At 65.9% G+C, this 24,616-nt stretch carries 21 protein-coding genes and 1 pseudogene; 10 read left to right on the forward strand and 12 right to left on the reverse strand.

The window, feature by feature from the left end; translation table 11 throughout:
• The first annotated feature begins 10 nt into the window (after positions 1-10).
• The 3 genes from ACF8ML_RS10565 to metC all read left to right on the forward strand — a co-directional run bounded on the left by ACF8ML_RS10565 (position 11) and on the right by metC (position 4,004).
• Positions 11-1,582: a rhodanese-like domain-containing protein gene (locus ACF8ML_RS10565; protein WP_392407096.1), complete on the forward strand. Its 1,572-nt coding sequence runs from the start codon at positions 11-13 to the stop codon at positions 1,580-1,582.
• A gap of 206 nt (positions 1,583-1,788) precedes the next feature.
• The gene (locus ACF8ML_RS10570; RefSeq protein ID WP_016448659.1) at positions 1,789-2,787 is read left to right on the forward strand and encodes a tripartite tricarboxylate transporter substrate binding protein; all 999 of its coding nucleotides are present in this window, start codon (positions 1,789-1,791) and stop codon (positions 2,785-2,787) included.
• Positions 2,787-4,004, forward strand: coding sequence for a cystathionine beta-lyase (metC, locus tag ACF8ML_RS10575; RefSeq protein WP_392407097.1), 1,218 nt, complete (start codon positions 2,787-2,789; stop codon positions 4,002-4,004). The genes ACF8ML_RS10570 and metC overlap by 1 nt, the downstream gene beginning before the upstream one ends.
• Positions 4,005-4,017: 13 nt before the next feature.
• Here the strand turns inward: metC and ACF8ML_RS10580 are convergent, their stop codons facing one another.
• Both ACF8ML_RS10580 and ACF8ML_RS10585 read right to left on the reverse strand, forming a co-directional pair.
• Complete coding sequence (locus tag ACF8ML_RS10580) at positions 4,018-5,091, reverse strand: NAD(P)H-dependent flavin oxidoreductase (RefSeq protein WP_392407098.1); 1,074 nt, start codon at positions 5,089-5,091, stop codon at positions 4,018-4,020.
• Positions 5,092-5,125: 34 nt separating this feature from the next.
• Entirely contained in the window at positions 5,126-6,328 is a 1,203-nt protein-coding gene (locus ACF8ML_RS10585; RefSeq protein ID WP_289815026.1) for a YbfB/YjiJ family MFS transporter, read from the reverse strand.
• Positions 6,329-6,430: 102 nt separating this feature from the next.
• On the opposite strand from ACF8ML_RS10585, the gene ACF8ML_RS10590 reads away from it, so the two are divergent.
• Entirely contained in the window at positions 6,431-7,354 is a 924-nt protein-coding gene (locus ACF8ML_RS10590) for a LysR family transcriptional regulator (protein WP_017405297.1), read from the forward strand.
• 3 nt (positions 7,355-7,357) lie between these two features.
• Here ACF8ML_RS10590 and ACF8ML_RS10595 read toward each other — a convergent pair whose 3' ends face one another.
• The 4 genes from ACF8ML_RS10595 to ACF8ML_RS10610 all read right to left on the reverse strand — a co-directional run bounded on the left by ACF8ML_RS10595 (position 7,358) and on the right by ACF8ML_RS10610 (position 12,187).
• On the reverse strand, positions 7,358-8,713 hold the full coding sequence (locus ACF8ML_RS10595) for a HipA domain-containing protein (RefSeq protein WP_392407099.1): 1,356 nt from the start codon (positions 8,711-8,713) through the stop codon (positions 7,358-7,360).
• Between the two features lie 7 nt (positions 8,714-8,720).
• Positions 8,721-9,020 (reverse strand): helix-turn-helix domain-containing protein, encoded by a 300-nt coding sequence (locus ACF8ML_RS10600; protein ID WP_016448653.1) that lies wholly within the window; start codon positions 9,018-9,020, stop codon positions 8,721-8,723.
• A gap of 170 nt (positions 9,021-9,190) precedes the next feature.
• Entirely contained in the window at positions 9,191-10,831 is a 1,641-nt protein-coding gene (locus tag ACF8ML_RS10605; protein WP_392407100.1) for a YifB family Mg chelatase-like AAA ATPase, read from the reverse strand.
• Between the two features lie 336 nt (positions 10,832-11,167).
• Entirely contained in the window at positions 11,168-12,187 is a 1,020-nt protein-coding gene (locus tag ACF8ML_RS10610) for a LysR family transcriptional regulator (RefSeq protein WP_392407101.1), read from the reverse strand.
• A 203-nt stretch (positions 12,188-12,390) separates the two neighbouring features.
• Here ACF8ML_RS10610 and ACF8ML_RS10615 point away from each other — a divergent pair, with 203 nt between their 5' ends.
• Genes ACF8ML_RS10615 through aldA form a run of 4 tightly spaced genes read left to right on the forward strand, consistent with a single transcriptional unit; the run spans position 12,391 to position 17,174 of the window.
• The gene (locus tag ACF8ML_RS10615) at positions 12,391-13,686 is read left to right on the forward strand and encodes an MFS transporter (protein WP_034368750.1); all 1,296 of its coding nucleotides are present in this window, start codon (positions 12,391-12,393) and stop codon (positions 13,684-13,686) included.
• A 29-nt stretch (positions 13,687-13,715) separates the two neighbouring features.
• On the forward strand, positions 13,716-14,903 hold the full coding sequence (rhmD, locus tag ACF8ML_RS10620; RefSeq protein ID WP_013800167.1) for an L-rhamnonate dehydratase: 1,188 nt from the start codon (positions 13,716-13,718) through the stop codon (positions 14,901-14,903).
• A gap of 11 nt (positions 14,904-14,914) precedes the next feature.
• Positions 14,915-15,724 carry an HpcH/HpaI aldolase/citrate lyase family protein gene (locus tag ACF8ML_RS10625; RefSeq protein WP_061290042.1) on the forward strand — a complete coding sequence of 270 codons (810 nt, stop codon included), beginning with the start codon at positions 14,915-14,917 and terminating at the stop codon, positions 15,722-15,724.
• A gap of 16 nt (positions 15,725-15,740) precedes the next feature.
• Positions 15,741-17,174 (forward strand): aldehyde dehydrogenase, encoded by a 1,434-nt coding sequence (gene aldA / locus ACF8ML_RS10630; protein ID WP_154833168.1) that lies wholly within the window; start codon positions 15,741-15,743, stop codon positions 17,172-17,174.
• 13 nt (positions 17,175-17,187) lie between these two features.
• Here aldA and ACF8ML_RS10635 read toward each other — a convergent pair whose 3' ends face one another.
• Positions 17,188-18,171 carry an alpha/beta hydrolase gene (locus tag ACF8ML_RS10635; protein WP_034397791.1) on the reverse strand — a complete coding sequence of 328 codons (984 nt, stop codon included), beginning with the start codon at positions 18,169-18,171 and terminating at the stop codon, positions 17,188-17,190.
• A gap of 58 nt (positions 18,172-18,229) precedes the next feature.
• A complete protein-coding gene (locus ACF8ML_RS10640; protein WP_392407102.1) occupies positions 18,230-18,745 on the reverse strand; it encodes a MarR family winged helix-turn-helix transcriptional regulator in 516 nt (171 codons plus the stop codon).
• Between the two features lie 102 nt (positions 18,746-18,847).
• Here ACF8ML_RS10640 and ACF8ML_RS10645 point away from each other — a divergent pair, with 102 nt between their 5' ends.
• Together ACF8ML_RS10645 and ACF8ML_RS10650 are read left to right on the forward strand one after the other, a co-directional pair.
• Entirely contained in the window at positions 18,848-19,825 is a 978-nt protein-coding gene (locus tag ACF8ML_RS10645; RefSeq protein ID WP_392407103.1) for a tripartite tricarboxylate transporter substrate binding protein, read from the forward strand.
• A gap of 85 nt (positions 19,826-19,910) precedes the next feature.
• A complete protein-coding gene (locus ACF8ML_RS10650; RefSeq protein ID WP_392407104.1) occupies positions 19,911-21,239 on the forward strand; it encodes a sulfatase in 1,329 nt (442 codons plus the stop codon).
• 68 nt (positions 21,240-21,307) lie between these two features.
• Here ACF8ML_RS10650 and ACF8ML_RS10655 read toward each other — a convergent pair whose 3' ends face one another.
• The 4 genes and pseudogenes from ACF8ML_RS10655 to ACF8ML_RS10670 all read right to left on the reverse strand — a co-directional run.
• The gene (locus ACF8ML_RS10655) at positions 21,308-22,171 is read right to left on the reverse strand and encodes a DUF4034 domain-containing protein (RefSeq protein ID WP_392407105.1); all 864 of its coding nucleotides are present in this window, start codon (positions 22,169-22,171) and stop codon (positions 21,308-21,310) included.
• A gap of 1,088 nt (positions 22,172-23,259) precedes the next feature.
• A pseudogene (locus ACF8ML_RS10660) lies at positions 23,260-23,526 on the reverse strand (RHS repeat-associated core domain-containing protein); the annotation flags it as partial.
• 121 nt (positions 23,527-23,647) lie between these two features.
• On the reverse strand, positions 23,648-24,001 hold the full coding sequence (locus tag ACF8ML_RS10665) for a hypothetical protein (protein WP_143289993.1): 354 nt from the start codon (positions 23,999-24,001) through the stop codon (positions 23,648-23,650).
• A 9-nt stretch (positions 24,002-24,010) separates the two neighbouring features.
• Positions 24,011-24,616: RHS repeat-associated core domain-containing protein (locus tag ACF8ML_RS10670; protein ID WP_392407106.1), on the reverse strand; the 606-nt coding region annotated here is incomplete at its 5' end.

Consider the following 24,616-nt stretch of genomic DNA (forward strand, 5'->3'; position numbering starts at 1 on the left):
ACCGCATGCAATGACCGCATCCATTGACGCCCACACCCTCAAATCCTGGCTGCACGACGGCCAGGAGATCGCGCTGCTCGACGTGCGCGAGCACGGCCAGTACGGCGAGTCGCACCTGTTCTACGCCACGCCCCTGCCCTACAGCCGGCTGGAGCTGGATGTGCCCCGCCTGGTGCCGCGCAGGCAGGTGCGCGTCGTCACCTACGACGGTGGCGAGGGCGATGCCAGCGCGGGCGTGGCCGGGCGTGCCGCGCGCCGCCTCGAAGACCTGGGCTATACCCAGGTCGCCGTGCTCGAAGGCGGTGCCAAGGCCTGGAGTGCTGCGGGCTACACGCTGTTCGCCGGCGTGAACCTGCCCTCCAAGACCTTTGGCGAACTGGCCGAACACGCCTACGGCACGCCGCGCATCACGGCCCAGCAGCTGGCGGCGCGCCAGGCGGCGGGCCTGCCCCTGGTGGTGCTGGACGGCCGGCCCGTCTCCGAGTTCCACAAGATGAACATCCCCGGCGCCATCTGCTGCCCCAATGGCGAGCTGGCGCTGCGCGTGAGCCGCCTGGTGCCCGATGCGGCCACGCCCATCGTGGTCAATTGCGCGGGCCGCACGCGCTCCATCATCGGCGCGCAGACCTTGATCAACCTGGGCATTCCCAACCCCGTCTACGCGCTGGAAAACGGCACCCAGGGCTGGTACCTGGCCGACCTGCCGCTGGAGCACGGCGGCACGCAGCGTTATGGCGACGACTCGGCCAGCAGCGCGCTGCAAGCACAGGCCCGCGCCCTGGCCGAACGCTTCGACGTGCCCGAGGTCGATGCCGACACCGTGCGCGCCTGGAGCCAGGATGCTGCGCGCACGCTGTTCCTGTGCGATGTGCGCACGCCCGAGGAATTCAAGGCCGGCTCGCTGCCCGGCGCCCAGCACACGCCCGGCGGCCAGCTCATGCAGGCCGGCGACCAGTACGTGGGCGTGCGCGGTGCGCGCCTGGTGCTGTTCGACAGCGATGGCGTGCGCGCCCCCGTGGTGGCCAGCTGGCTGCGCCAGCTCGGCCATGACGCCTGCGTGCTGCGGAGCGGCCTGTACAGCGGCCTGGACCTGGCACCGGCCCAACTGCCCCAGGCCCCCGCACTGGCAGGCATCACGGCGCAGGCCCTGCATGAGCGCATGCGCCAGGGCGAGGTGGCCGTGGTCGATCTGCGCGCGGGCATGAAGTACCGCGCAGGCCACATCGCCGGGGCCCGCTGGTCCATCCGCCCGTGCTTGGCCAGCGATCTGTCCGGCGAGACGCGCCAGATCGTGCTGGTGGCCGATGAGCCCGGCATGGCGCAATGGGCCGCGCTGGAACTGCAGGGCGCCGCGCCGCTGCTGCTCGAAGGCGGCCTGGCCGCATGGCAGCAGGCCGGCCTGCCCGTCGAGGCCACGCCCGACAGCCCCACCGACGCCGAGTGCATCGACTACCTGTTCTTCGTGCACGACCGCCACGACGGCAACAAGGAAGCGGCACGCCGCTACTTGGCCTGGGAGACGGGCCTGGTGCCGCAGCTCGATGCCCAGGAACTGGCCGCCTTCCGCCTGCCGAGTGCATGAAGCTCCCCCTGAGCGGCTTCGCCGCTTCCCCCTCTCTCGCTGCGCGGGAGGGGGACGGCACCCTCGCTGCGGGGGCGGCGCGGCCGGCGTAGGCCCTTGCTTGGTGCCCCTGGCCAAAGTCACGTCAGTTGCAAAGGCAGCGCCATATATCGCTGACTTGCCGTAGAGCGACATAAATCAGATCACATAACGACAGGAGACAAGACATGTTCGCAATCCCCACCCTGGCCAGGATGCTGGCCGCCAGCCTCGCGGCCCTGGCCATGCTCTCGCAGGCCACGGCCGAGCCGCTGGCCGCACGCAACGGCTATCCGGCCCAGCCGATCCGCTTCATCTCGCCCTTCCCGCCGGGCGGCGGCAACGACGCCAGCACGCGCTGGGTCACCACGCGGCTGACCGAGGCCACAGGCCAGCCCTCCGTGGTGGAAAACCGGGGCGGTGCAGGCGGCAACATCGGCGCCAAGGCCGTGGCCGAGGCCAAGCCCGATGGCTACACCGTGCTCACGGGCCAGGTCTCGCTGATGGCGGTGAACCCCGCGCTGTACAGCGCGCCGGGGTTTGATCCGCTCAAGAACTTCGTGCCCATCACGCAGATCAACGCGGCGCCGCTGGCCATCGTGGTCGCCTCGGCCTCGCCCCTCAAGAGCTTTGCCGACCTGGTGGCGCGCAGCAAGGGCGAGCCGGGCCGCGTCACCTATGCCACGCCCGGCAACGGCACGCTGTCGCACCTGGTGGGCGTGGTGCTGTCCAAGGAAAACGGCGTGCCCATGACCCATGTGCCCTACAAGGGCGCGGGGCCGGCCATCAACGATCTGCTGGGCCAGCAGGTCGATGTGCTGATCACCTCCACCTCGTCCGTGGCCGGCATGATCCAGGCGGGCCAGGTGCGTGCGCTGGCCGTCACCAGCCCGCGCCGCATCGGCGTGTTCGGCAAGGTGCCCACGCTGGAGGAACTGGGCCTGCGCAATGCGCGCTTCGAGGACTGGTACGGCTTCTTCGCTCCCGCCGGCACGCCGCCCGAGCGCGTGGCCTTCTTGCACGACGCCATCGTGCGCACCCTGCAACTGCCGGAAGTGACCAAGCTGGTCGTCGATGGCGGCAGCGAAGTCGTGGCCAATACGCCCGAAGCCTTTGCCGCCCAGCTGCGCCAGGACATGGAGCGCTGGTCGCGCGTGGTCAAGCTCTCGGGCGCGAAGATCGACTGATGGCTGCCGAACACGCCCCCGTGCCTGGATCATCGGCCTCTGGCGCCCCCGCGCTGGACCTGCAGACCCGGCTGCTGCATGCGGGCAAGCGCCCGGCCTATGCGGGCGGCACGGCCGTCAACCCGCCCCTGGTGCGCGCCAGCACCGTGCTGTTCGAGAGCACGGCACAGCAGCGCGAGATGCGCGAGCGCCGCGCCGGCGAGCGCATCTTCAGCTACGGCGCGCGCGGAACACCCACCGGCTTTGCGCTGGAAGACGCCGTCAGCGAGCTGGAAGGCGCCCACCGCACGCGGCTGCTGCCCACCGGCCTGGCGGCCATCGGCATGGCCCTGCTCAGCTACCTGCGCCCCGGCGACCATGTGCTGCTGACCGACAGCGCCTACCAGCCTGTGCGCCACCTGGCCGGCCAATGGCTGCGGCCCTACGGCATCGAGTACGACTTCTTCGCGGCCGATGGCAGCGACGCCCAGGCGCGCATGCGCCCCAACACCCGCATGGTCTATGCCGAATGCCCGGGATCGCTGGTCTACGAAATGTGCGACCTGCCCGCGCTGGCGGCCATGGCCCATGCGCGCGGCGCTCTGGTCGTGGCCGACAACACCTGGGGATCGGGCTGCCAGTACCGGCCGCTGGCGCTGGGGGCCGATGTCTCGGTGATGGCAGCCACCAAGTACCTGTCAGGCCACTCCGACGTGATGATGGGCACCGTGGCCACCACCGAGGCCGCCTGGGAGCCGCTGGCCGCGCGCTGCGATGCCTTCGGCATGGCGGTCAGCCCCGACGATGCCTGGCTGGTGCTGCGCGGCATGCGCTCGCTGGCCGCACGGCTGCAGATGCACGAGGCGCATGCGCTGGAGGTGGCGCACTGGCTGCAGCAGCACCCGGCCGTGGCCACCGTGTTCTGCCCCGCGCTGCCCACGCACCCCGGCCATGCGCTGTGGCTGCGCGACTGCCAGGGCACCAACGGCCTGGTGTCGCTGGAGCTGCAGCCCGGCACCGCCGAGGCCGCCGTGGACCGCTTCATCGACGGCCTGCGCCTCTTCGGCATCGGCGCCTCCTGGGGCGGCTACGAGAGCCTGGCGACGGCCGCGCACATGGCGCAGGCGCGCAGCGTCACCGACTGGAGTGCGCGCGGGCCCGTGGTGCGCCTGCACATCGGTCTGGAGTCGCCGCGCGACCTCATCGCCGATCTGGAGCAGGGGCTGGCGGCACTTTAGTGGATAACACGCTCTAGCGGCCTGCCTGAGCGCTCGCCAGCTCGCCGGCCAGCGTCTGCACCAGCGCAGCGGCCGGCATCTCGCGCGCCAGCGGCGCACCCTGGCCGGCCCAGTGGGCTGCGTAGTCGGAGCTGCCCTGCGCCGAGGCCGCCTGGTGCAGCGCCTTGCCTGCGTCGTAGACGCGCGGATAGTCGGGCAGGGGCTGGCCATGGCTGGCGCCCAGCGCATGCAGCCGGTTGACCATGCCGCGCGCCGGCCGGCCCGAGATGGCGGCGGTGATGCCTGTGTGGTGGGCGCGTTCGCTGCGCAGCTCGGCACGGTAGGCCGGGCTGGCGGACGATTCAGGGCAGAGGATGAAGGCCGTGCCCAGCTGCGCCGCGCAGGCGCCCAGGCCCAGCGCGGCCGCGATGCCTTCGCCATCCATGATGCCACCGGCCGCGATCACCGGCAGGGCCGTGTTGCGCGCCAGCACGCGCACCAGGGCGAAGGTGCCCATCATGCGGTCCTGCGCGGGATCGAACGTTCCGCGGTGTCCCCCGGCCTCCACGCCCTGGGCCACGATGGCATCGACACCGGCCTGCTCCACCTGGCGCGCCTCGTCCAGCGACGTGGCGCTGGCCAGGGTCACGACGCCGGCCGCGCGCAGCGCGTCGATGAAGCCCTGCTCAGGCAGCCCGAAATGAAAGCTCACCACGGCGGGCCGCTCCTGCAGCAGCATGGCCTGCAGCGCGGCGTTGCCGACGGCGGTGGCGTAGATCTCGTTGAGCGTGGCAGGCGGCGTGGCGCCAAAGCGCGCGAACTCGGGCGCCAGATGGGCCAGCCAGGCGGCCTCGCGCTGCGCATCGGCCCGGGCCGGCCGGTGGCAGAACAGATTGATGTTGACGGCGCCCGAGGTCAGCGCGCGCGTCTGCACGATCTGCTGGCGCGCCTGCTCCGTTCCGCTGGCGCCAATGCCCAGCGAGCCCAGGCCGCCCGCATCGGTGACGGCAGCCGCCAGCGCGGGCGTGGACGTGCCGGCCATGGGGGCCTGGATGATGGGATGGCGCATGCCCAGTCGGACCATCCACGCGGTCTTTGCGGTGCTCATACGACTCCTTGTTTCCTGTCTCGAATCCGCGCACTCATGCGGCGGCCTGTCGGCGTGCGCTGGCGCGGCTGGCGGCGATCATGAGCGTGCCCAGCAGCAGCGACACGCTGCCGATGACGAACAGGCGCTGGTACGAGCCCAGGCCCGCATAGCTCCAGGCCATGAAATATCCCGACACGGCCTGCATCAGCGCAAAGGCCGCCGTGGCATAGCCCCACATGCGCTTGTGCTGCACGGGGCCGATCAGCTGCATCAGGTAGCCCGAGGTGATGGCCGCCATGCCCGGCGACAGCGCGCCCACCAGGAAGGACGAGGTCGCATGCCCCGTAAATCCCACCCAGAACAGCGGCATGGCAATGGCCAGGGTCTTGACCGCATAGGCGCCCGTGGTCGTGCCCCACCAGCCAAAGCGCGTGGCGCACAGCGAGGCCACCAGCGGCCCGGCAATGGCGCCCAGGCCGAACACGGCCCACTGCGTGGAGGCATAGGCATCGCCCAACTGCAACTCGCGCGCCAGGTAGTCCACCCAGAACACCGTGTGCGGCACAAAGCCGAAGGCGTCCGTCATATAGGCCAGCATCACCAGCACCACGGGCAGCGTCCACAGGGGCGCGGCGGGCACGGGCCGGGCATGGGGCGTGATGGCGATGGGCGCAGGCACCGGCAGCCGCCGCACATGGCGCCAGCCCAGCCAGCCGGCCCAGGCGCAGACCGCCGCCAGCGCCCACCAGACGGCGCCCAGGCTCTGGCGCGCCAGCAGCGGTATCAGCGTGGCCGACAGCAGGGCGCCGGCACCTATGCCGCAGAACATCAGCGGCCCCAGGGCCGCACGCCGCTGCAGGGGCGTGGCCGCCAGGGCCACGGAGGGGCCCAGCACCATCAGGATGGCGCCGCCAATGCCCGAGATGCAGCGCCAGGCAAAGAACCAGGGCATGGGCAGCGGCCAGGCGCAGGCCGCAAAGCTCAGCGCCAGGGCCACCCAGCACCACAGCAGCACGCGCAGCGCGCCCAGGCGTTCGGCCAGCGGCGCGGCGGCCAGCGCACCGATCAGATAGCCCAGCAGATTGGCCGCGCCCAGATAGGCCACCTGCTCGCCGCTGAACCAGCCGGCATGCACCATCTGCGGCATCAGCGCCGTGTAGGCAAAGCGCGCCAGGCCGACGCCGCTGAGCGTGGCCATGAAGCCGGTCAGCAGCAGGGAAGTTTCGTTGCGTTGGATCACGGGAGTGGGCGCCATGCGGGGAGGATGGGCATACATTAGGCGCTGCCGCCCATCATGTCCAATGATTCAAAATGATGGCGTTGATCTCGATTGAAGATGAATGCCACTGGAGCCGCGATGCAATTGAAGTCCCTGCGCATGTTCCTGGCCGTCTGCGACAGCGGCAGCTTCGGCGCCGCCGCGCAGCAACTGCACACCGTGCAGTCCAACGTGACTGCCCATGTGAAAAAGCTCGAGGACGAGGCTGGCGTGCAGTTGCTGGAGCGCAGCGCACCCGTGCACGCCACGCCTGCCGGCCGCCTGCTGGAGCAATACGCGCGGCGCATGCTGGCCGACCACGACGAAGCGCTGGCCCTGCTGCAGGGCAGCGCCCGGGCCGCAGGCGCGCTGCGCATAGGCTCCATGGAAACCACGGCTGCGCTGCGCCTGCCGCCGCTGCTGGCGCGCCTGCACCAGGCCCGGCCCGGCCTGGACCTGGAGCTGCGCACGGCCACCACGGCCGAGCTGCTGGCTGACCTGCTGGCAGGGCGGCTGGACTGCGCCTTCGTCTCGGGCATGCCGCCCCAGTCGCGGCTGCAGGGCTGGAAGGTTTTCGAGGAGGAACTGGTGCTGGTCACCGCATTCGCGCTGCCGCGCTTTCCCGATGCCGCCCAGCTCAGCGCCGTGCCCTTCCTGGCCTTCCGCCAGGGCTGCAGCTACCGCCAGCGCATCGAATTGCTGCTGGCCACGCGCGGCGTGGCCGCACGCATCATGGAAATGGGATCGCTGGACGCCATCCTCGGCTGCGTGGCCGCCGGCATGGGCTACGGCCTGCTGCCGCGCAGCGTGGTCCAGGCCCAGCAGCACCGCTTCGGCGTGCACATCACGGCCCTGCCCGGCACACTCGCCCAGGAAGTCGCCCGCGTGGAAACTTGGTTCGTCGTGCCCGCGCGCCAGGGCTGGTCGCCTGCGCTGCATGCGTGCGTGGAGGTGCTGGGGATCGAGGGTGTGCAGGGCGAAGAGGCCCTGGGCATGGAAGCCGTCCCGGCAGCGTCTGCCTGAGACTCAGAACAGGTCGGAAGGCAAGGCTGCTGCCTTCTGGGCGATGTCCACCAGTCTTTGGGCCTGGGTGGTCGCATAGGCGGCGATGCGCTGGGCGAAGGCGTGTTCTTCTGGCGTGTAAGGCGATTCGCGCAGAACCTTGGCCGCCGCACCAGGGGCTGCCTTGGCCATGCGCTGGGCTTCACGTGTGAGCAGCCTGCGGTCTATCGCACACAGGTGCGCGAAATGCGCAAACTCGAAGGGTGTGAGTTCCTCCAGCGCAAAGCAGTCGCCGAAGGCCATGGCCAGTTCCTGGGATACATCGGGATACTGGGCCACGCTGACGAGGTCGTACCAGGGTGCGGTCGCCAGGCCCTGCGGCAGCACGTGGAAGGAGAAGTTCTTGCCATGTGCGTCGCCATTGCCGATCAGTATCTGGAACAACGCCCATCGGATCATTGCCAGCTTGTCCGCAGCCTTCGCCACCGAGTGCTCCAGTAGACCGAACAGCCGGGGAAAGCTCATGCCGTCGCGGTATAGCCGGGCATCGCCCACGCTGCCGATGTGGTGCTCGTACTTGTAGCTGACGGGCAGATCGCCCGCTTGGCATGCATCGATGATGTGGGTGCGCAGGACCCGCCTTTGTGGCGCCTGCCGCACGCGGTCAAAGCGCCTGACTGCCAGCACCGGCTGTGGCACGTGCAGCATCTGCACCTCGGCTGCAGGCAAGCGCATGGCCGCTGCCAGGCGCATGCAGAAATGCTCGTTCACCACCATGTGCGGCACCGCGCTGTCGCGCGGCTGGGGTTTGAGGATGTGGGTGGACGGAACGTTGTCGGGAAGGAAGATGGAGCCCTCCTGCACGCTCTCGCCTTCCACGTGCACGGGCAGCTTGTCCTGGTAGCCGGCCACCGACATGCGCACTTTGCCATCCCACTCGATGAAAGGGCGTGTCTCTCGGTCTGCAATGCGTTGGGAGAGTTCTGCGGTCGATATGGTGCGAGCGGCATTGGCGGCCTGTGGATCGGGCCTGCTGCCATCGGCCTGAAACCGGAAGGCCCCGGTGGTCTCGGCGCCGAGGGCGAGTATCAGACCGAAGATGTTGCCCTTGCCTATGCCCTGACTTCTGGCCACCACATCCAGCGCCGCGCCTTCAGGCAGCAGGTTCTCGATGAAACGCCGGATGGAGCGCGAGTCGTAGCCCCCTTCGGGAGCGGCCAGCGGCAGGCAGGGCGCCAAGTAGAAAGGCCGTCCATGCTCCAGCCATGCAGGCGCATACCGCAGTCCCCAAAGATCGTTGTGCGGGTCATGGGTCACATCGGCCACGTGCGTGCCGACATCGTTCCACAGCGAAAGCGAAAGCGACGGCGGCGTGGCCATGTGCGCTTCAGGCCCGTGGAAGCCGTGCCATCAGGGCGTCCTGCTTGGGCGCGATGACCATGGCGAGACCCAGCCCGTCGAGTACGGCCAGCAGCTTGTCGGAGCCCACGCCGCCCTTGCCGTTCTCCAGACGGGAGAGCAGATCCAGCGACACGCCGCACAGGGCTGCCGTGTCATCGATGCGCAGGTGCTGGGCCTTGCGCATGGCACGGATCTGGGCGCCGAGCCTGGACAGGTCAGCGATGACCACGGCCCCGGGCTGCAGGGGATCCTGCTGCGGGCCGTTCATGGGCGTGGAAGACGGCATGGATGGATTGGCTTTATTTCTGATATTCCGAAATTCTAGGATTTCTTAGGGAATTTTCAAAACAATTTCCAATATTCCGAAATTCAGGAGTACTTCGTTTCATTCAGGAGGAAATTTCGGAATATCAGAAATAATTCCGACAACCATGCAACCGCGTCCAATGCAGATCCTCATGAAGGCAACCGCAACACCCTCCGATACTGCATGGCCTCGGCCACATGCCCGGTCTCCACAGCCGCGCTGCCGGCCAAGTCGGCAATGGTGCGCGCCACCTTGAGCGCGCGGTGGGTGCTGCGGGCCGACCAGCCCAGGCGTGCGGCGGCCTTGTGGGCGAAGGCCAGGGCCTCGGGCGACAGGCCCAGGTGGTCGTCCAGGGCCTGGCCCTGGAGCTGGTGGTTGGCACTGCCCTGGCGCTGCAGGGCCAGCGCGCGGGCCTGGACCACGCGCTCGCGCACGGCCTCGCTGGTTTCGCCCGAGCGCGCGGCCAGCAGCTCCTGCGGGGGCAGGGCGCCGACTTCCACATGCAGGTCGATGCGATCCAGCAGCGGGCCGCTGATGCGCGCCTGGTAGCGCGCCACCTTGTCGGGCGTGCAGCGGCAGCGCTGCACCGTCGACCCCCAATGGCCGCAAGGGCAGGGATTCATGGCCGCGACGAGCTGGAAGCGCGCGGGGAATTCGCAGCGCTGGGCGGCTCTGGCGATGGTGATCTGGCCGGTCTCCAGCGGCTCGCGCAGCGCCTCCAGCGCGCTGCGTGCGAACTCGGGGAATTCGTCCAGAAACAGTACTCCGTGATGGGACTGCGAGATCTCGCCAGGGCGCGGCGGCGAACCTCCTCCGACCAGGGCCACGGCGCTGGCCGTGTGATGCGGACTGGCCGTGGGGCGCTGGCGCCAGCGCTCGGGCGCGAAGCGGCCGGCCAGGCTGGCGATGGCGGCGGCTTCCAGCGCCTCGTCGTCGCTCATGGGCGGCAGCAGGTCGGCAAAGCGCTGGGCCAGCATGGACTTGCCCGAACCCGGCGGCCCCACCAGCAGCAGGCCGTGGCCTCCGGCCGCCGCAATCTCCAGCGCGCGCCGTGCCTGTGCCTGGCCACGCACCTCGGCCAGGTCCAGGCTGCTGCGCACGGCGACGGCGGGCTGCGGCTGCACCGCATGCCAGCCCGGGCCGGGGCATGTATGGGTGTCGCCTGCTGCCGGCAAGGCGTCGGTTTCGTCGGTCTCTTCGGTGTCCTCGCTTTCGTCGCTGCAGCAGGCATCGTCCGGTTCCTGCTCCGCCTGCACCAGGGCATTGGCCGAGCGTGTGATGAAGCGGCGCACCACGTCCAGCAGGTGGTGCGCGCAGAACACCTGGGCCGATGGCACGAAGGCCGCCTCCTGCGCGCTGCCCGGCGGCAGCACCAGGCGGGCGCCGTCCTGCTGGCGGTGCAGGGCCAGGGCCGTGGCCAGCGCGCCGCGCACGGGCCGCAGCGCGCCCGACAGCGACAGCTCGCCCGCGAATTCGTAGTCGGCCAGCGCATCGCCATTGATCTGGCCGCTGGCCGCGAGAATGCCCAGCGCAATCGGCAGGTCGAAGCGCCCCGAATCCTTGGGCAGGTCGGCGGGCGCCAGGTTGACGATGATGCGTTTGTTGCTCGGGAACTCCAGCCCGGAGTTCAGCAGCGCCGAGCGCACGCGTTCACGCGCTTCCTTGACCTCGACATCGGCCAGACCCACCAGCGTGAACGACGGCAGGCCGTTGGCCAGATGCACTTCCACGGTGACACGCGGGGCGGCCAGCCCCAGCAGCGCACGACTTTGAACCAGGGCCAGACCCATGGGCACCTCGCAGGAACGACAGACACAAAGCCACACAAAGGAAGAAGCCGCCAGCGGTGCGGCGGCCTCGGTGACCCAGTATGGCAACGGCCTTGGGCCTTGTGGACGGCGGGCGCGGCGCTGAACCCAAATCTCAGAATGTTCTGACCCTTGCAGCGCAAAAATCAGAACAGCTTCACCAGCGCCGGAACGCTCAGCACGGCCGTGTAGTAGCCCATGAACTGCACGCCGGTGTTGAAGCCGAAGCCGCGCGACAGCAGGCCGCCGAGCAGGCCCGGCAACTGCCGTTCCCCTGCGCCATGCGAGATTGCAGGTCGAAACGCGAGCGGTGCTGGCTCAGCCGGCCTGAGCCAGCCCCCGGGCCTGCGCGCGCAGCAGCGCGATGAAGCGCTGCTGCTCCTGCGTGGGCGCGTCGTCGGTGCGGGTGAGGATGCCGAAGGGCGCCATGGGCACGTCGATGCAGACCGGCAGCGCCCTGACCAGGCCCATGCGCAGATAGTCCTTGAGCGCGGATTCGGACAGCAGCATCACGGCATCGGTCAGCTGCACCAGTTGCTGCATGGAGTACACCGAGCTGCATTCGATGATGTCGGCCGGCGCGGGCAGCTCCAGGCGCTGCAGCAGCTGGTCGAGCGCGATGCGCGCAGGGCTGGTGGCCGGCTGCAGGATCCAGGGCCAGTCGCGCACCAGTTCCTCCCAGTCGAGCTTGCGCCGGCGCGCCAGCGCATGGCCGCTGCGCACGACGAGCAGCAGCCGCTCGTTGCCCAGTTCCTCGAAGCCGTAGCCGCTGCTGTCTGCCGTGGGGCTGCGCCGTGCAATGGCCAGGTCGATGCGCCGCTGGTCCAGCAGGCGCAGGATCTGGTCGCTGGTGTCGCCCATGATGCGCAGGCGCAGCTGCGGGCTTTGCGCCTTTATGCGGGCCACGGCCGTCATCACCAGGTCGGGTGCTGCGCCCATGATGGTGCCGATGGACAGGTAGCCGTAGCCGCCCTGGCGGCGCGCGGCCAGGTCCTCGGCGCAGCGGTCCAGGCTGTTGAGCGAGGCCTCGGCAAAGCGCACCAGCTGCGCGCCCAGGGCTGTGGGCCGCATGCCGCGCGGCAGGCGCTCGAAGAGCTGGCAGCCGAACATGTCCTCGATCTCGCGCAGCATGCGCGTGGCCGCAGGCTGGGACATGGCCAGGCTCAGCGATGCGCGGTGCAGGTTCAGGCTCGATCCCAGCGCCACCAGCATGTGCAGGTGCTTGTAGCGCAGACGGTTGAGCAGGCTGCGGTGCAGCACGGGCGGGGCGGATTCGGGCGTGTTCGCAGGCATAAGCACAAGGTATCGGATGTGACCGAAATTCGATTTGTTGAGCATCGATCATGCGCCGTACATTGGCCCTGCGACAAGAAAAAGCAGACCCAATCCAGGAGACAAGACATGCACAGCCCATCGCCTGTTTCATGACGCGCTGACGCGGCCGGCACCAACGCCGCGGCCGCTCGCACCTTCATCAAAGCACGCCTTCAGCGCTCCGGACGACCGGGCGTGACGGCCTCTCATTGCCTGCAAGGAAAGTCATGAAAAAACTCCCCGCTCCCCTGCTCGCCAGGATCTCCTGGCGCCTGCTGCCCTTCTTGCTGCTCATGTACATCATGGCCTTCCTGGACCGGGCCAACGTGGGCTTTGCCAAGGTGGCCTTCCAGGCCGACACCGGCATCAGCGATGCGGCCTTTGCCTTTGGCGCGGGCGTGTTCTTCGCGGGCTATGCGCTGCTGGAGGTGCCCAGCAACCTGATCATGCACCGCGTGGGTGCACGCATGTGGATGTGCCGGATCATGGTCACCTGGGGCCTGGTGTCGGCGGCCATGATGTTCGCCCACGACCAGACCACGTTCTACGTGCTGCGCTTTTTGCTGGGCGTGGCCGAGGCGGGGTTCTTCCCCGGCGTCATCCTGTACCTGACCTACTGGTTCCCGGCAGCGCACCGCGCGCAGGCCATGGGCTTTTTCTACTTCGGCGCGCCGCTGGCCTTCATCTTCGGCAGCCCGCTATCGGGCCTGCTGCTGGAGCTGGACGGCATCGGCGGCTGGCACGGCTGGCAGTGGCTGTTCGCGGTGGAGGGGCTGATGGCGGTGGCCGTGGGCATCTGGGCGTATTTCCACCTGGACAACCGCCCCGCCGACGCCACCTGGCTCAGCCGCGAGGACAAGGCGCTGCTGCAGGACATCCTCGACAGCGAAGAGCGCGCCAAGGGCGGCCACGGCCACAGCCTGCTGGCCGCGCTGTGCCAACCGCGCGTGCTCTACCTGGCGCTGATCTATCTGTTGATCCAGGCCAGCGTCTATGGCGTGGTGTTCTACCTGCCCAGCCAGGTGGCGGGCCTGCTGGGCACCAAGGTGGGCCTGCTGGTGGGCGTGGTCTCGGCCATTCCCTGGCTGTGCGCGCTGCTGGCCGCCTGGTGGATTCCGGGACATGCCGAGCGGACAGGCCAGCCGCGCGGCATCGCCAGCCTGACGCTGGTGATGGCTGCCGTGGGCATGGCTGCATCGGTGAGTTTCTCCAGCCCCCTGCTGGGTGTGGCCGCGCTGTGCCTGGCGGCGGCCGGTTTCATCGCCGTGCAGCCCGTGTTCTGGACCTTTCCCGCCAACACGCTGGCCGGCGCTGCGGCCGCTGGCGGCATCGCCTTCATCAACTCCCTCGGCGCCGTGGGGGGCTTCATCGCCCCCATCGTCAAGAACTGGGCCGAGGGCTTTTTCCACTCCCCGGCGGCCGGCCTGTACCTGCTGGCCGGCACCACGCTGCTGGCTGCGGCCCTGGTGCTGGGCGTGCGTGCACGCCTGGCGCCGGCCCTGGCCGCACCGTCGGCCGCCTGAACCACTTGCACACGGAGCACAACCATCCCATGACACAGATCCCCACCATCAAGCAGGTGCGCGCCTTCACGCTCAAGGGCGGCGGCGCCGACTACCACGACCAGTCCGACGGCCACTGGATCGACGACCACATCGCCACGCCCATGGCCAAGTACCCCGAGTACCGGCAAAGCCGCCGCAGCTTCGGCATCAACGTGCTGGGCACGCTGGTGGTGGAGATCGAGGACAGCGCCGGACGCGTGGGCTTTGCCGTGACCACGGGCGGCGAGCCTGCGGCCTACATCGTCGAAAAGCACCTGGCGCGTTTCCTCGAAGGCGCCCGGGTGACTGACATCGAGCGCATCTGGGACCAGATGTACCTGTCCACCCTGTACTACGGCCGCAAGGGCATCGTCATCAACACCATCTCGGGCGTGGACCTGGCGCTGTGGGACCTGCTGGGCAAGGTGCGCGGCGAGCCCGTGCACCAGCTGCTGGGCGGCGCCGTGCGCGATGAGCTGCAGTTCTACGCCACGGGCGCGCGGCCCGACCTGGCGCAGAAGATGGGCTTCATCGGCGGCAAGATGCCGCTGCACCACGGCCCGGCCGAAGGGGAGGAGGGCCTGCGCCGCAACCTGCAGGAGCTGGCCACCATGCGCGAGCGCGTGGGCCCGGACTTCTGGCTCATGCTGGACTGCTGGATGAGCCTGGACGTGAACTACGCCACGCGCCTGGCCCAGGGTGCGCAGGCCCATGGCCTCAAGTGGATCGAGGAGGCCCTGCCGCCCGACGACTACTGGGGCTACGCGGCCCTGCGCAGGAACGTGCCCACCGGCATGCTGGTGACCACGGGCGAGCACGAGGCCACGCGCTGGGGCTTTCGCCAGCTGCTGGAGATGGGCTGCTGCGACATCATCCAGCCCGACGTGGGCTGGTGCGGCGGCATCACCGAGCTGCTCAAGATATCGGCCCTGGCCGATGCCCACCAGGCCCTGGTCATCCCGCATGGCTCCAGCGTCTACAGCTACCACTTCGTGGCCACGCGCCACAACAGCCCGTTTGCCGAGTTCCTGATGATGGCCCCCAAGGCCGACGAGGTCGTGCCCATGTTCCATCCGCAGCTGCTGGGCGAGCCCGTGCCCGTCAACGGCCGCATGCGCCTGTCGGCGCTGGACAGGCCTGGCTTCGGCGTGGAGCTCAATCCCGAGTGCGCTTTGCACCGCCCGTACACGCACTGAAGGAGCCCGCCATGCAACTGCCTGCCAACCCCTTCAAGGCCGCGCTGCGGCGCGCCGAGCCGCTGTACGGCATCTGGGCCGGCTTTGCCACGCCCTATGCGGCCGAGATCATCGCCACCACGGGCTACGACTGGATGCTGGTCGATGGCGAGCATGCCCCCAACACCGTGCCCACGCTGCTGGGCCAGCTGCAGGCCGTGGCGCCCTATGCCACGCACCCGGTGGTGCGCGCCGTGCAGGGCGACACCGTGCTCATCAAGCAACTGCTGGACGTGGGCGTGCAGACGCTGATGGTGCCCATGGTGGAGACGGCCGAACAGGCGCGCGAGCTGGTGCGCGCCATGCGCTACCCGCCCCATGGCGTGCGCGGCGTGGGCGGCGGCCTGACGCGGGCCACGCGCTGGGATGCCGTGCCCGACTACATCCGCACGGCGCATGAACAGCTGTGCCTGATCGTGCAGATCGAGTCGCCCCGGGGCGTGGCCAATGCCGCCGAGATTGCGGCCGTCGATGGCGTGGACGCCGTCTTCATCGGCCCGGCCGACCTGTCCACGGGCATGGGCCATGCGGGCGACGCCAGCCAGGGCGAGGTGCAGGACGCCATACGCCGCACCGTCCAGGCCACGCTGGCTGCCGGCAAGGCCTGCGGCATCCTCGCGCCGCGCGAGGAAGATGCGCGCCGCTATGCGGACTGGGGCTGCCGCTTCATCGCCGTGGGCATAGACATCAGCCTGCTGCGCCAGGCCGCGCTGGCCAATCTGGGGCGCTATCGCGCCACGCACGCCAGGGACCAGGCGGCCCCTGCATCCCGCACCTACTGAACCCAAGGAGAACTCCATGGCATCCCTTCCCGTGCTGCGCAATTTCATCGCCGGCAGCTTCACCGACAGCGCCGAACTGCATGAGGTGACCAACCCCGCCACGGGCGCGGTGCTGGCGCGCTCGCCCCTGTCCAGCCAGGCCGATGTGGACCGCGCCATCGCCGCCGCGCGTGGCGCCCACAAGGCCTGGGCGCGCCGCCCGGCCGTGGAGCGCGCGCAGTACCTGCGCCGCGTGGCGGCCCGCATCCGCGACAACGCCGCGCGCATTGCGCGCACCATCACCGAGGAGCAGGGCAAGACCCTGGGCCTGGCCGAGGTGGAGGTGAACTTCACCGCCGACTACCTGGACTACATGGCCGAATGGGCGCGCCGCATCGAGGGCGAGGTCATCACCAGCGACCGGGCCAACGAGCAGATCTTTTTGCTGCGCAAGCCGCTGGGCGTGGTCGCGGGCATCCTGCCCTGGAACTTTCCCTTCTTCCTGATCGCCCGCAAGATGGCGCCGGCCCTGCTCACGGGCAACACCATCGTCATCAAGCCCAGCGAGGAAACGCCCATCAACTGCCACGCCTTCACCGAGCTGCTGGCCCAGTGCGAGCTGCCGGCCGGCGTGTTCAACGTGGTCTATGGCCAGGGCGGCACGGGCGCTGCGCTGGCCGGCCATGCGGGCGTGGACATGGTCAGCTTCACGGGCAGCGTGGCCACGGGCGAGCGCATCGCCGCAGCCGCCGCGCCCCACATCACCAAGCTCAACCTGGAGCTGGGCGGCAAGGCCCCGGCCATCGTGCTGGCCGATGCCGACCTGGACCTGGCCGTGCGCGCCATCCGCGACTCGCGCATCATCAACACCGGCCAGGTCTGCAACTGCGCCGAACGCGTCTACGTGCAGCGCCAGGTGGCCGACGAGTTCACGGCCCGCATCGCCCAGGCCATGGCCGCCACGCGCTACGGCGACCCGATTGCGCGGCCCGACGTGGAAATGGGCCCGCTGATCAACCAAAAGGGCCTGGACAGCGTGCAGGCCAAGGTGCGCCAGGCCATCGCCGACGGCGCGCAACTGGTCACGGGCGGGCAGGCCGCAGACCTGGGCGCGGGCTTTCACTTCCAGCCCACGGTGCTGGCCGGCTGCCATGCCGGCATGGAGATCATGCGCAAGGAAATCTTCGGCCCCGTGCTGCCCATCCAGGTGGTGGAAGACCTGGACGAGGCCATCGCCCTGGCCAATGATTGCGAGTACGGCCTGACCTCTTCTCTGTACACGCGCGACCTGTCCAAGGCCATGCAGGCCATGCGCGAGATCGACTTCGGCGAGACCTACATCAACCGCGAGAACTTCGAGGCCATGCAGGGCTTCCATGCGGGCGTGCGCAAGTCGGGCGTGGGCGGGGCTGATGGCAAGCACGGCCTGTACGAGTACACGCACACGCACGTGGTGTACCTGCAGGGGTGAGCCAACGGCTCGCCTATCGCTTCACGGTGGCTGACGTTATGAACCGGGCAATGGTGCTGGAAACCCCGGGCACTAGCGGCAGCCCCTCCTTGTCATAAGTTGCAAGATTGGCAGCGCGATCGTTGGTCTCCACCTTCTTGAGCACATGGTTGGTGGCGGGCAACAGCACAAGCTTGGCGTTCGGTGCAGCCTTGGCCAGACGCTGAGCATCCTTTGGCTTGATCTGCAGGTCGCGCTCACCTTGAATGATGAGCACGGGTTTGGAATAGCCCGCTATCAGGCGAGCGGGGTCCAGCGCGAAGGTGTTGATGAGAAAGCCTTGTACGCTGGCATGGAACATGGTGTTGAGCGGCCTGTCCATCTGGCGGGTATCCACGCGCCTGCCTGCTTCCAGAGCATCGATGACCGGTAACGCCTGGTCCAGGATCGGTGCATTGGCGGGGTCTTCCTTGAGCTGTTCCCGAAGCGTCTGCCCCATTGGGCGACCAGGAGCTGCTACCAATATCAGTCCGCAGATATCGGAGCGGCCCTGACCAGCCTCCAGAGCGACCAGTCCACCTTCACTGTGTCCCAGCACCCAGACGCATTGGGCACCGGTCTCGCTGCGGATGGCGTCCACCCAGTGGTGCACATCTTCGGCATAGGCCTGGATGGTCACGGCATTGGGGTCCTCCACGGCCTTGTAGCTTTCGAACATGCCACGTTTGTCGATGCGTACGGTGGCAATGCCCTGGGTGGCCAGTTCCTGTGCGAGCAGTTGGTAGGTCGAGGCTTTGAGGCCGAACGGGCTGTTGCCGTTGCGGTCGGTGGGGCCTGAGCCGGGGACGATCAGTACGACCGGCGGCGCGCTTTGGCTCGGCGTCAGCAGAACACCCCGCAGTGGGTCAAGTGGCCCCGTTGCCTGCAGCGGCTTTTCGCCAAGGACGGCCGTGGCCGGTGCGGCCATGGTGGTGCTTGCGCAGATGGCGGCCGCCAGGCCGAGGAGTAGAGCTTTCATGGGAAAGGCCGCAGAGTTGATCTGCGTGCCATTGGAGCATGCTTGTCTGTCGGCCCTGTCAGGTCGAGGCCGTGCGCTTGCGGTTGCGCGGCGCCTTGGGCGGCGGGCTGCTGGCCTCCAGCTCCCGCGCCCGGGCGCGGATGCGCGCAAAGGCGCTGGCCATGGCCTGCAGCTCGGGCTCGGGCACGGCGTCCATGAGCTCGCGGTTGATGGCCTGCACCTGCGGGAACAGCTCGGCATGCAGGGCGCGGCCCGTGTCGCTCAGGCGCAGCAGTGCGCGGCGCGCATCGCTCACCTGGCTCTCTTTCCACACCAGGCCCTTGGCCAGCAGCGCCGTGACCGCGCGCGAGGTGCGCGTGCGGTCCAGCTGCGCCTGCTCGGCCAGCTGCGAGGGCTGCAGCTGCCCGGCCTCGGCCAGCAGGCAGAGCATGCGCCACTCGCGCCGCGTGATGCCGTAGCGGCCCTCGCACAGGCGCACCACGCGGCTGCCAGCGGCCGCCTGCAGCCGCGCCAGGTGGTAGAGGAACATGTCGTCGAGCACGGCGGGGTGGCGCCAGCGGTGGAGGTCGGTCATGGACTCGCGGGCCGGTTTCGGGTTTACGCTAGGGATGATGGATTAGATGCATTGTCGGCGGCCTGCGTACATTGGCCGCAAGACAACGACAAGGAGACAAGTATGCCCAGCCCCCTCGCAGCCCTGGCGCGTGCCGCCCTGGCTTTGGTCGCCGCCGGCCTGTGCGCGGCGCCCGCCCTGGCCCAGGAATGGCCCAAGGCCAAGCCCATCCGCATCGTCGTGCCCAATCCGCCGGCCGGCCCGTCCGACATCTCGCTGCGCCCCGTGGCCGCCGCCCTGCAGGCGGCGCTGGGCCAGGCCGTGGTCGTGGACAACAAGCCGGGCGCCAACGGCAACATCGGCGCGGCCGAGGTCGCGCGCTCCGCGCCCGATGGCTACACCTGGCTGTGGGCCATGGACCCCGTGCTCACCGTCAACCCCCATGTCTACAAGAACATGGGCTACAAGGCCGACGCGCTGGAAACCCTGGTCGTGGCCGCGCGCTTCTCGCAGACCCTGGTCTGCGGCCCGGGCACGGGCTTCAAGTCCGTCAAGGACATGGTGGCCGCCAGCAAGACGCGCGAGCTGACCTATGCCTCGGGTGGCGCGGGCTCGCCGGGCCACCTGGTCATGGAATCGCTGCTGGCTACCTCGGGCGCCAAGATGGTCCATGTGCCCTACAAGGGCCCCGCGCCGGCCATGCAGGACCTGCTGGGCGGTCAGGTGGACTGCGGCTTCCTGGCCGGCCCCACGGTCTTGCCCCAGGTCCAGAGCGGCAAGCTGATCGCCCTGGCCACCTCGGGCAAGACGCGCTCGGCGCTGGCGCCCGAGCTGCCGACCATTGCCGAGTCGGGCTTTCCCGAGTTCGACGGCACCTTCTGGATTCTGCTGGCCGCACCCAAGGGCGTGCCGCCCGCCGTGCAAAAGCGCTTTGTCGACGCCATGAACGAGGCCATCCGCGCACCCGAGCAAAAGGAACGCGCCAAGGCCCTGGACATCGAGATGGTCGGCTCCACCGTGGCCGAGGCCCAGGCGCGTGCCAAGGGACAGTCCGCGCAGTGGGCCGCCCTGGTCAAGCGCATCCACCTGACCAACGACTGAAGCCGCCACCAGGGCCTGTGGCCCTGAGGCACCGCCGTTTTGGCGATACTCCCTTTCCCAACGCATCCACTGTCTCCTGGCTCCCATGGCAACCCAGCGCCCCAATCTGATCTTCATCCTGGCCGATGACCTCGGCTATGCCGACCTCGGCTGCACGGGCGCGCGCGATGCGCACAGCCGCGCCACCGATGTCTCGCCCCGCCTGGACGCCATGGCCGCGCAGGGCATGCGCTTCACGCGCGGCTATTCCAACTCGGCCGTGTGCTCGCCCACACGCTTTGCCCTGGCCACGGGCCGCTGGCAGTACCGCCTGCGCGGCGCGGCCGAGGAGCCGATCGCCAGCGTCCACGGCGACAAGGTGCTGGGCCTGCCGCCCGACCATCCCACCGTGGCCTCGCTGCTGCGCGACGCCGGCTACGCCACCGCCCTGGTCGGCAAATGGCACCTGGGCTACCCGCCGCATTTCGGCCCGCGCATGTCGGGCTACGAGGAGTTCTACGGCTTTCACGCAGGCGGCGCCGACTACTTCGCCCACTGCGACCCGCGTGGCCGCCCCGACTTCTGGATCAACGAGGAGCCGCACGAGGAAGAGGGCTATCTCACCGACCTGCTGAGCCGCCGCGCCGTGGACTTCGTCGAGCGCCAGACGGCCGACAAGCCCTTCTACCTGTCCCTGCACTACAGCGCCCCGCACTGGCCCTGGCTCACGCGCGACGACCTGGCGGAATCGCGGCGCATCGGCGGCTTCGGCAAGCACACCGACGGCGGCACCATCGAGACCTACCAGCGCATGATCCACCACATGGACGAAGGCATTGGCTGGGTGCTGGACGCGCTCGAGAAAAAGGGCATGGCCGAGAACACGCTCATCGTCTTCACCAGCGACAACGGCGGCGAACGCTTCTCCAACAACTGGCCCTTCATCGGCCAGAAGATGGACCTGCTCGAAGGCGGCATCCGTGTGCCCCTGCTGGCTCGCTGGCCTGACCGCATGCCGGCAGGCGCCGTCAGCGACACGCCCAACCTGACCATGGACTGGTCGGCCACCTTCCTGGCCGCCGCGGGCGTGGACGGCCACGCCGACTACCCGCTGGACGGCGTCAGCCTGCTGCCCCTGATGGAAGACGGTACCTGGAACCCCGAGCGCGACCTGTGCTGGCGCATGAAGCACCGCGCCCAGCGCGCCCTGGTGCGCGGCGACTGGAAATACCTGCAGATCGAAGGCGTGGAATACCTCTTCAACGTGGCCCAGGACCCGCGCGAACGCGCCAACCTGCGCGACCGCGAGCCCCAGCGCCTGGCCGAGCTACGCGCAGCCTGGCAGCAATGGGATGCTTCACTGCCGCCCATTCCGGAAGAAGCCAAGGTGTCGCTGGTGTTCAGCCGGCAGGATCTGCCTTCGGCAACGTTTTGAGGGTGTGTGTGCCCGCAGGCTGTGGGCGATAAAACAAGGCAGGCCTTTGGGCCTGCCTTGTTTCCTGATTACTGGTACGTCCTGACCATGCCCGCCCGTGCGGCCTCCGAGTTGTCGCACATGTCCTTGGCCTGTTTGTAGAGGGCCTGGGCCTTGCTCTTGTCCTTCTCGACGACTTCGTAATGGCTGGCCTTGGCAAGCACCAGGTTGTATTGGAGATAGCCGGCGCTGGCCGATGGCAGCGACTTCACGGCCTGTGACACCATTTGGTCCAGGCCCTCCAAGGACCCGCCCCAGCGCGGGCTCAGGTAATTGAGGGCATTGACGCGGGCCGCCAGGTTCTTGGGATCGGCCTGATCGGCCGCCTGCAGCCACTGCGCCGCAGTACGCCCACCCACCTGGTTTTCCATTGCGGCCAATCCAATCAGCATCGTCTGCGGCAAGGCCGAGCGGGCATCCAGCGCCATGGCCTTTTGCAGATACGGCTGGGCCTTCGCGCTGAGCTGCTTGACACTGTTCCACTGGCTGCCCGTCACACTGGAAGCCGGCGCGTTGCCGCGGGCGCCAAATGCCTTGTTGCCGTAATAGAGGCCCGCATTGAGCTGGGCAAAGAACGACTTGGGCTGCTGATCCGCCCACATGCGCATCATGTTCTCTTCCTGCAGGCTCAGTTGCTGCAGTCCCAGCAGATCCCGCATGGTCAACAAGTCCCCGCCCGAGGAAGAAAGATTCTTCTTGTGCCTGCGGGCCAGTTCCTTGTCCAGCGCCTCGAACTTGAACTCGCTGAGCAGTGCAGCCCTCTCGGACTCTTCCAGAGTGGCATTGCCATCGGGAATCAGCGGGCACTGCGCGGCGTAAGTGGCAGTGGCTGCGGAGAGAGACAGGGTTGCGAGCAGGATGCGGATCAGGGTTTGGGTGGTTTTTGCGGTCATGTGTCCCTCTTGGAAATGGAATGTGTTATTCAGAATTGCCAGAATAAATTGACAAATATATTTGATTATTTCCAGAAAACTCCTTTCAATAAAAGTTTATCATTAAATAGTAAATTTTGAAATCCATAAAAAATCTTTATAATAACGCTGCAATGAGATTATTTGGGAAATTTATTGAGCATTATTCTGATAATAAATTTTCTCAAAGCAACTGTATGACTGCGATTCATCCGGAGTTTGCATGGTCATCCTGCCATGCGTGGGCATGTTCGAAAAAAGAACATCTTTCCCCTGCTCGCTCCTGGAGTAAAGGGCTTTTTACTCAGTAGCAGATGAATCTGGATATTTTTCAAATCCTCGGAAATTTTTCTTCTAACTGACTTGTCTTTGCTGTTGATGTAAATAATGCCACTGCCTCTTATTTCATCCAACAAAGCCTGAAGTAAAATTGCTTGCCCCTTTTTTTTGCATATTCATTTCTATGTCCTAGGGGAAATGCAAATTTTTCCAGTAGGCATGCCCTATTTTTATAGGAAAACGTAATTTATTTTGTTCCATCTGCAATATCATTGATCACGAAGTTTATTTATATTCCACGGCTAAAATCTCCAAGTATCAATAATAATAATATACACAATGCTAGAGCTATATATATTATTACTCTAACAATCAATTTATTTTTCACCATTTATAATGCTTTTGTATTTATTTATGGTGGATTGATACATAGTATCTGCATTATGATTAATAATATCTTCGATGCTGGAAAATTTTGGCGAAATTCTGTTCAGTAGCTGACCCGTACTTAATCCAATTCTATCAAAAACACTCTCGTTTAAATGCTGCATTTCATGCGCCATTGTTTGAAGAAAATCATCTAATTTACTATCACACATGGAAACGCCGTCTTCGCCATAAATATCTGCGTTGTATTGAATATTCCCACTAAGATCTGTTCTGCCGGCAAGAACTTGCCCAAGCGTTCCAGATAAACCTACAACGCCAGTAACTGATTTCGGTGTTTTTAGTATTTCGGGGAATTGCCCCTTCAGCACGTTAACCGCTGTATCAACTTGCTCCTTTGTGGCGAGTCCGACTGGATCGAAATAATTCAAGGGAGAACCTTCTGAATATCCAGATAAGTTCCATCCACCCATCAAACCAATCGGATCCTGATTGACATAACTCCCCAGCACCGGATCGTAATACCGATACCGGTTGTAATACAGCCCCGTTTCCCTGTCATGGTGCTGCCCCGGCAGCCGGATCGCCTGGTGGATGCCCTGCGGGTTGTACTCCTGCAGCACATTGCCCCAGGGGTCCAGCTTGGCGGCCCAGGCCACCTGGCCCCTCTGTTTTTGGGGGCGCTTTGTTGGTAGTGGATAGGGATGATCTGCTTGTTATTTGTATTGTGCTTACAGTTAGGATTGCATGCTGCTCGCTAATATAGTATTGAATTTGATGGTATTTTGGTAATTAGTTATCTTCGCAGGTTTCATTTTTAAATTCAGATATTATTCCATCGATTTTTGAAAAAAACCCACCCTCAACCTCTTTTGAACAAGCTTTATCAGATTTGCAATCCATCCAATCTTCTGAAAGACGAGAAACTTCCTTTTTCATTTCGCAAAGTAAAAGATTTTTATTCATAATATGGTTTTTCATATTTGATATGCCATGAATTCCATTGGCTGCTCTTATTGCAATATACTGACTATTTAAGAAATTCATATACTCCATAGTGTATTGATTGTTTTTATAGATACCCAGCCAATATCCTGCATAAACTGATATAGCAATGACTGTTGCTTTATATATATATTTTCTCATAAAAATATTTTATTGACCAGGCGCTGACAAACCTGGGAGTGGCCCTGACTGCATGACTCTTAGCCTTTGGCTAATGCATTTTTCCCCAACTCCGATTTCGGATGGAGATGGAGGCCTTATCACTCCAACACCTCTAGAGTCCGGGGTAATGATGTCTGAGGGAATTGAAACTTCTTTGGTTTCTTTATTCTCCTGTTTCGTGCAAACAATTGCTTCGTCAGTCCTCTTCTGCATATCATCCTTGCCTGAGAGTTTGTTCATCAATTCTGCAAATGAATCCGTCACATCGGAAACTTTCTGTTTCGTCTGATTCCAACCTTCAGCAATTTTCCCCGTTGATGTTGGATCTGGCTTTACCGGAGGTTTAGGCTTTTGCCCATAAAAACCACTTTTACCTCTCCCCATCTTATTTAATCCCAGTGGGTCAATCCAATCCACAGGATTTGTTGGGTAGCTGCTCATATTTGCACCTCCAGTCAACCCAATCGGATCCTGATTCACATAACTCCCCACCACCGGATCGTAATACCGATGCCGGTTGTAATAAAGCCCCGTTTCCCTGTCATGGTGCTGCCCCGGCAGCCGGATCGCCTGGTGGATTCCCTGCGGGTTGTA

It is taken from the genome of Delftia sp. WSY_10 (assembly GCF_043104705.1).
GTDB classification, from domain to species: Bacteria; Pseudomonadota; Gammaproteobacteria; order Burkholderiales; family Burkholderiaceae_C; genus Comamonas; species Comamonas tsuruhatensis.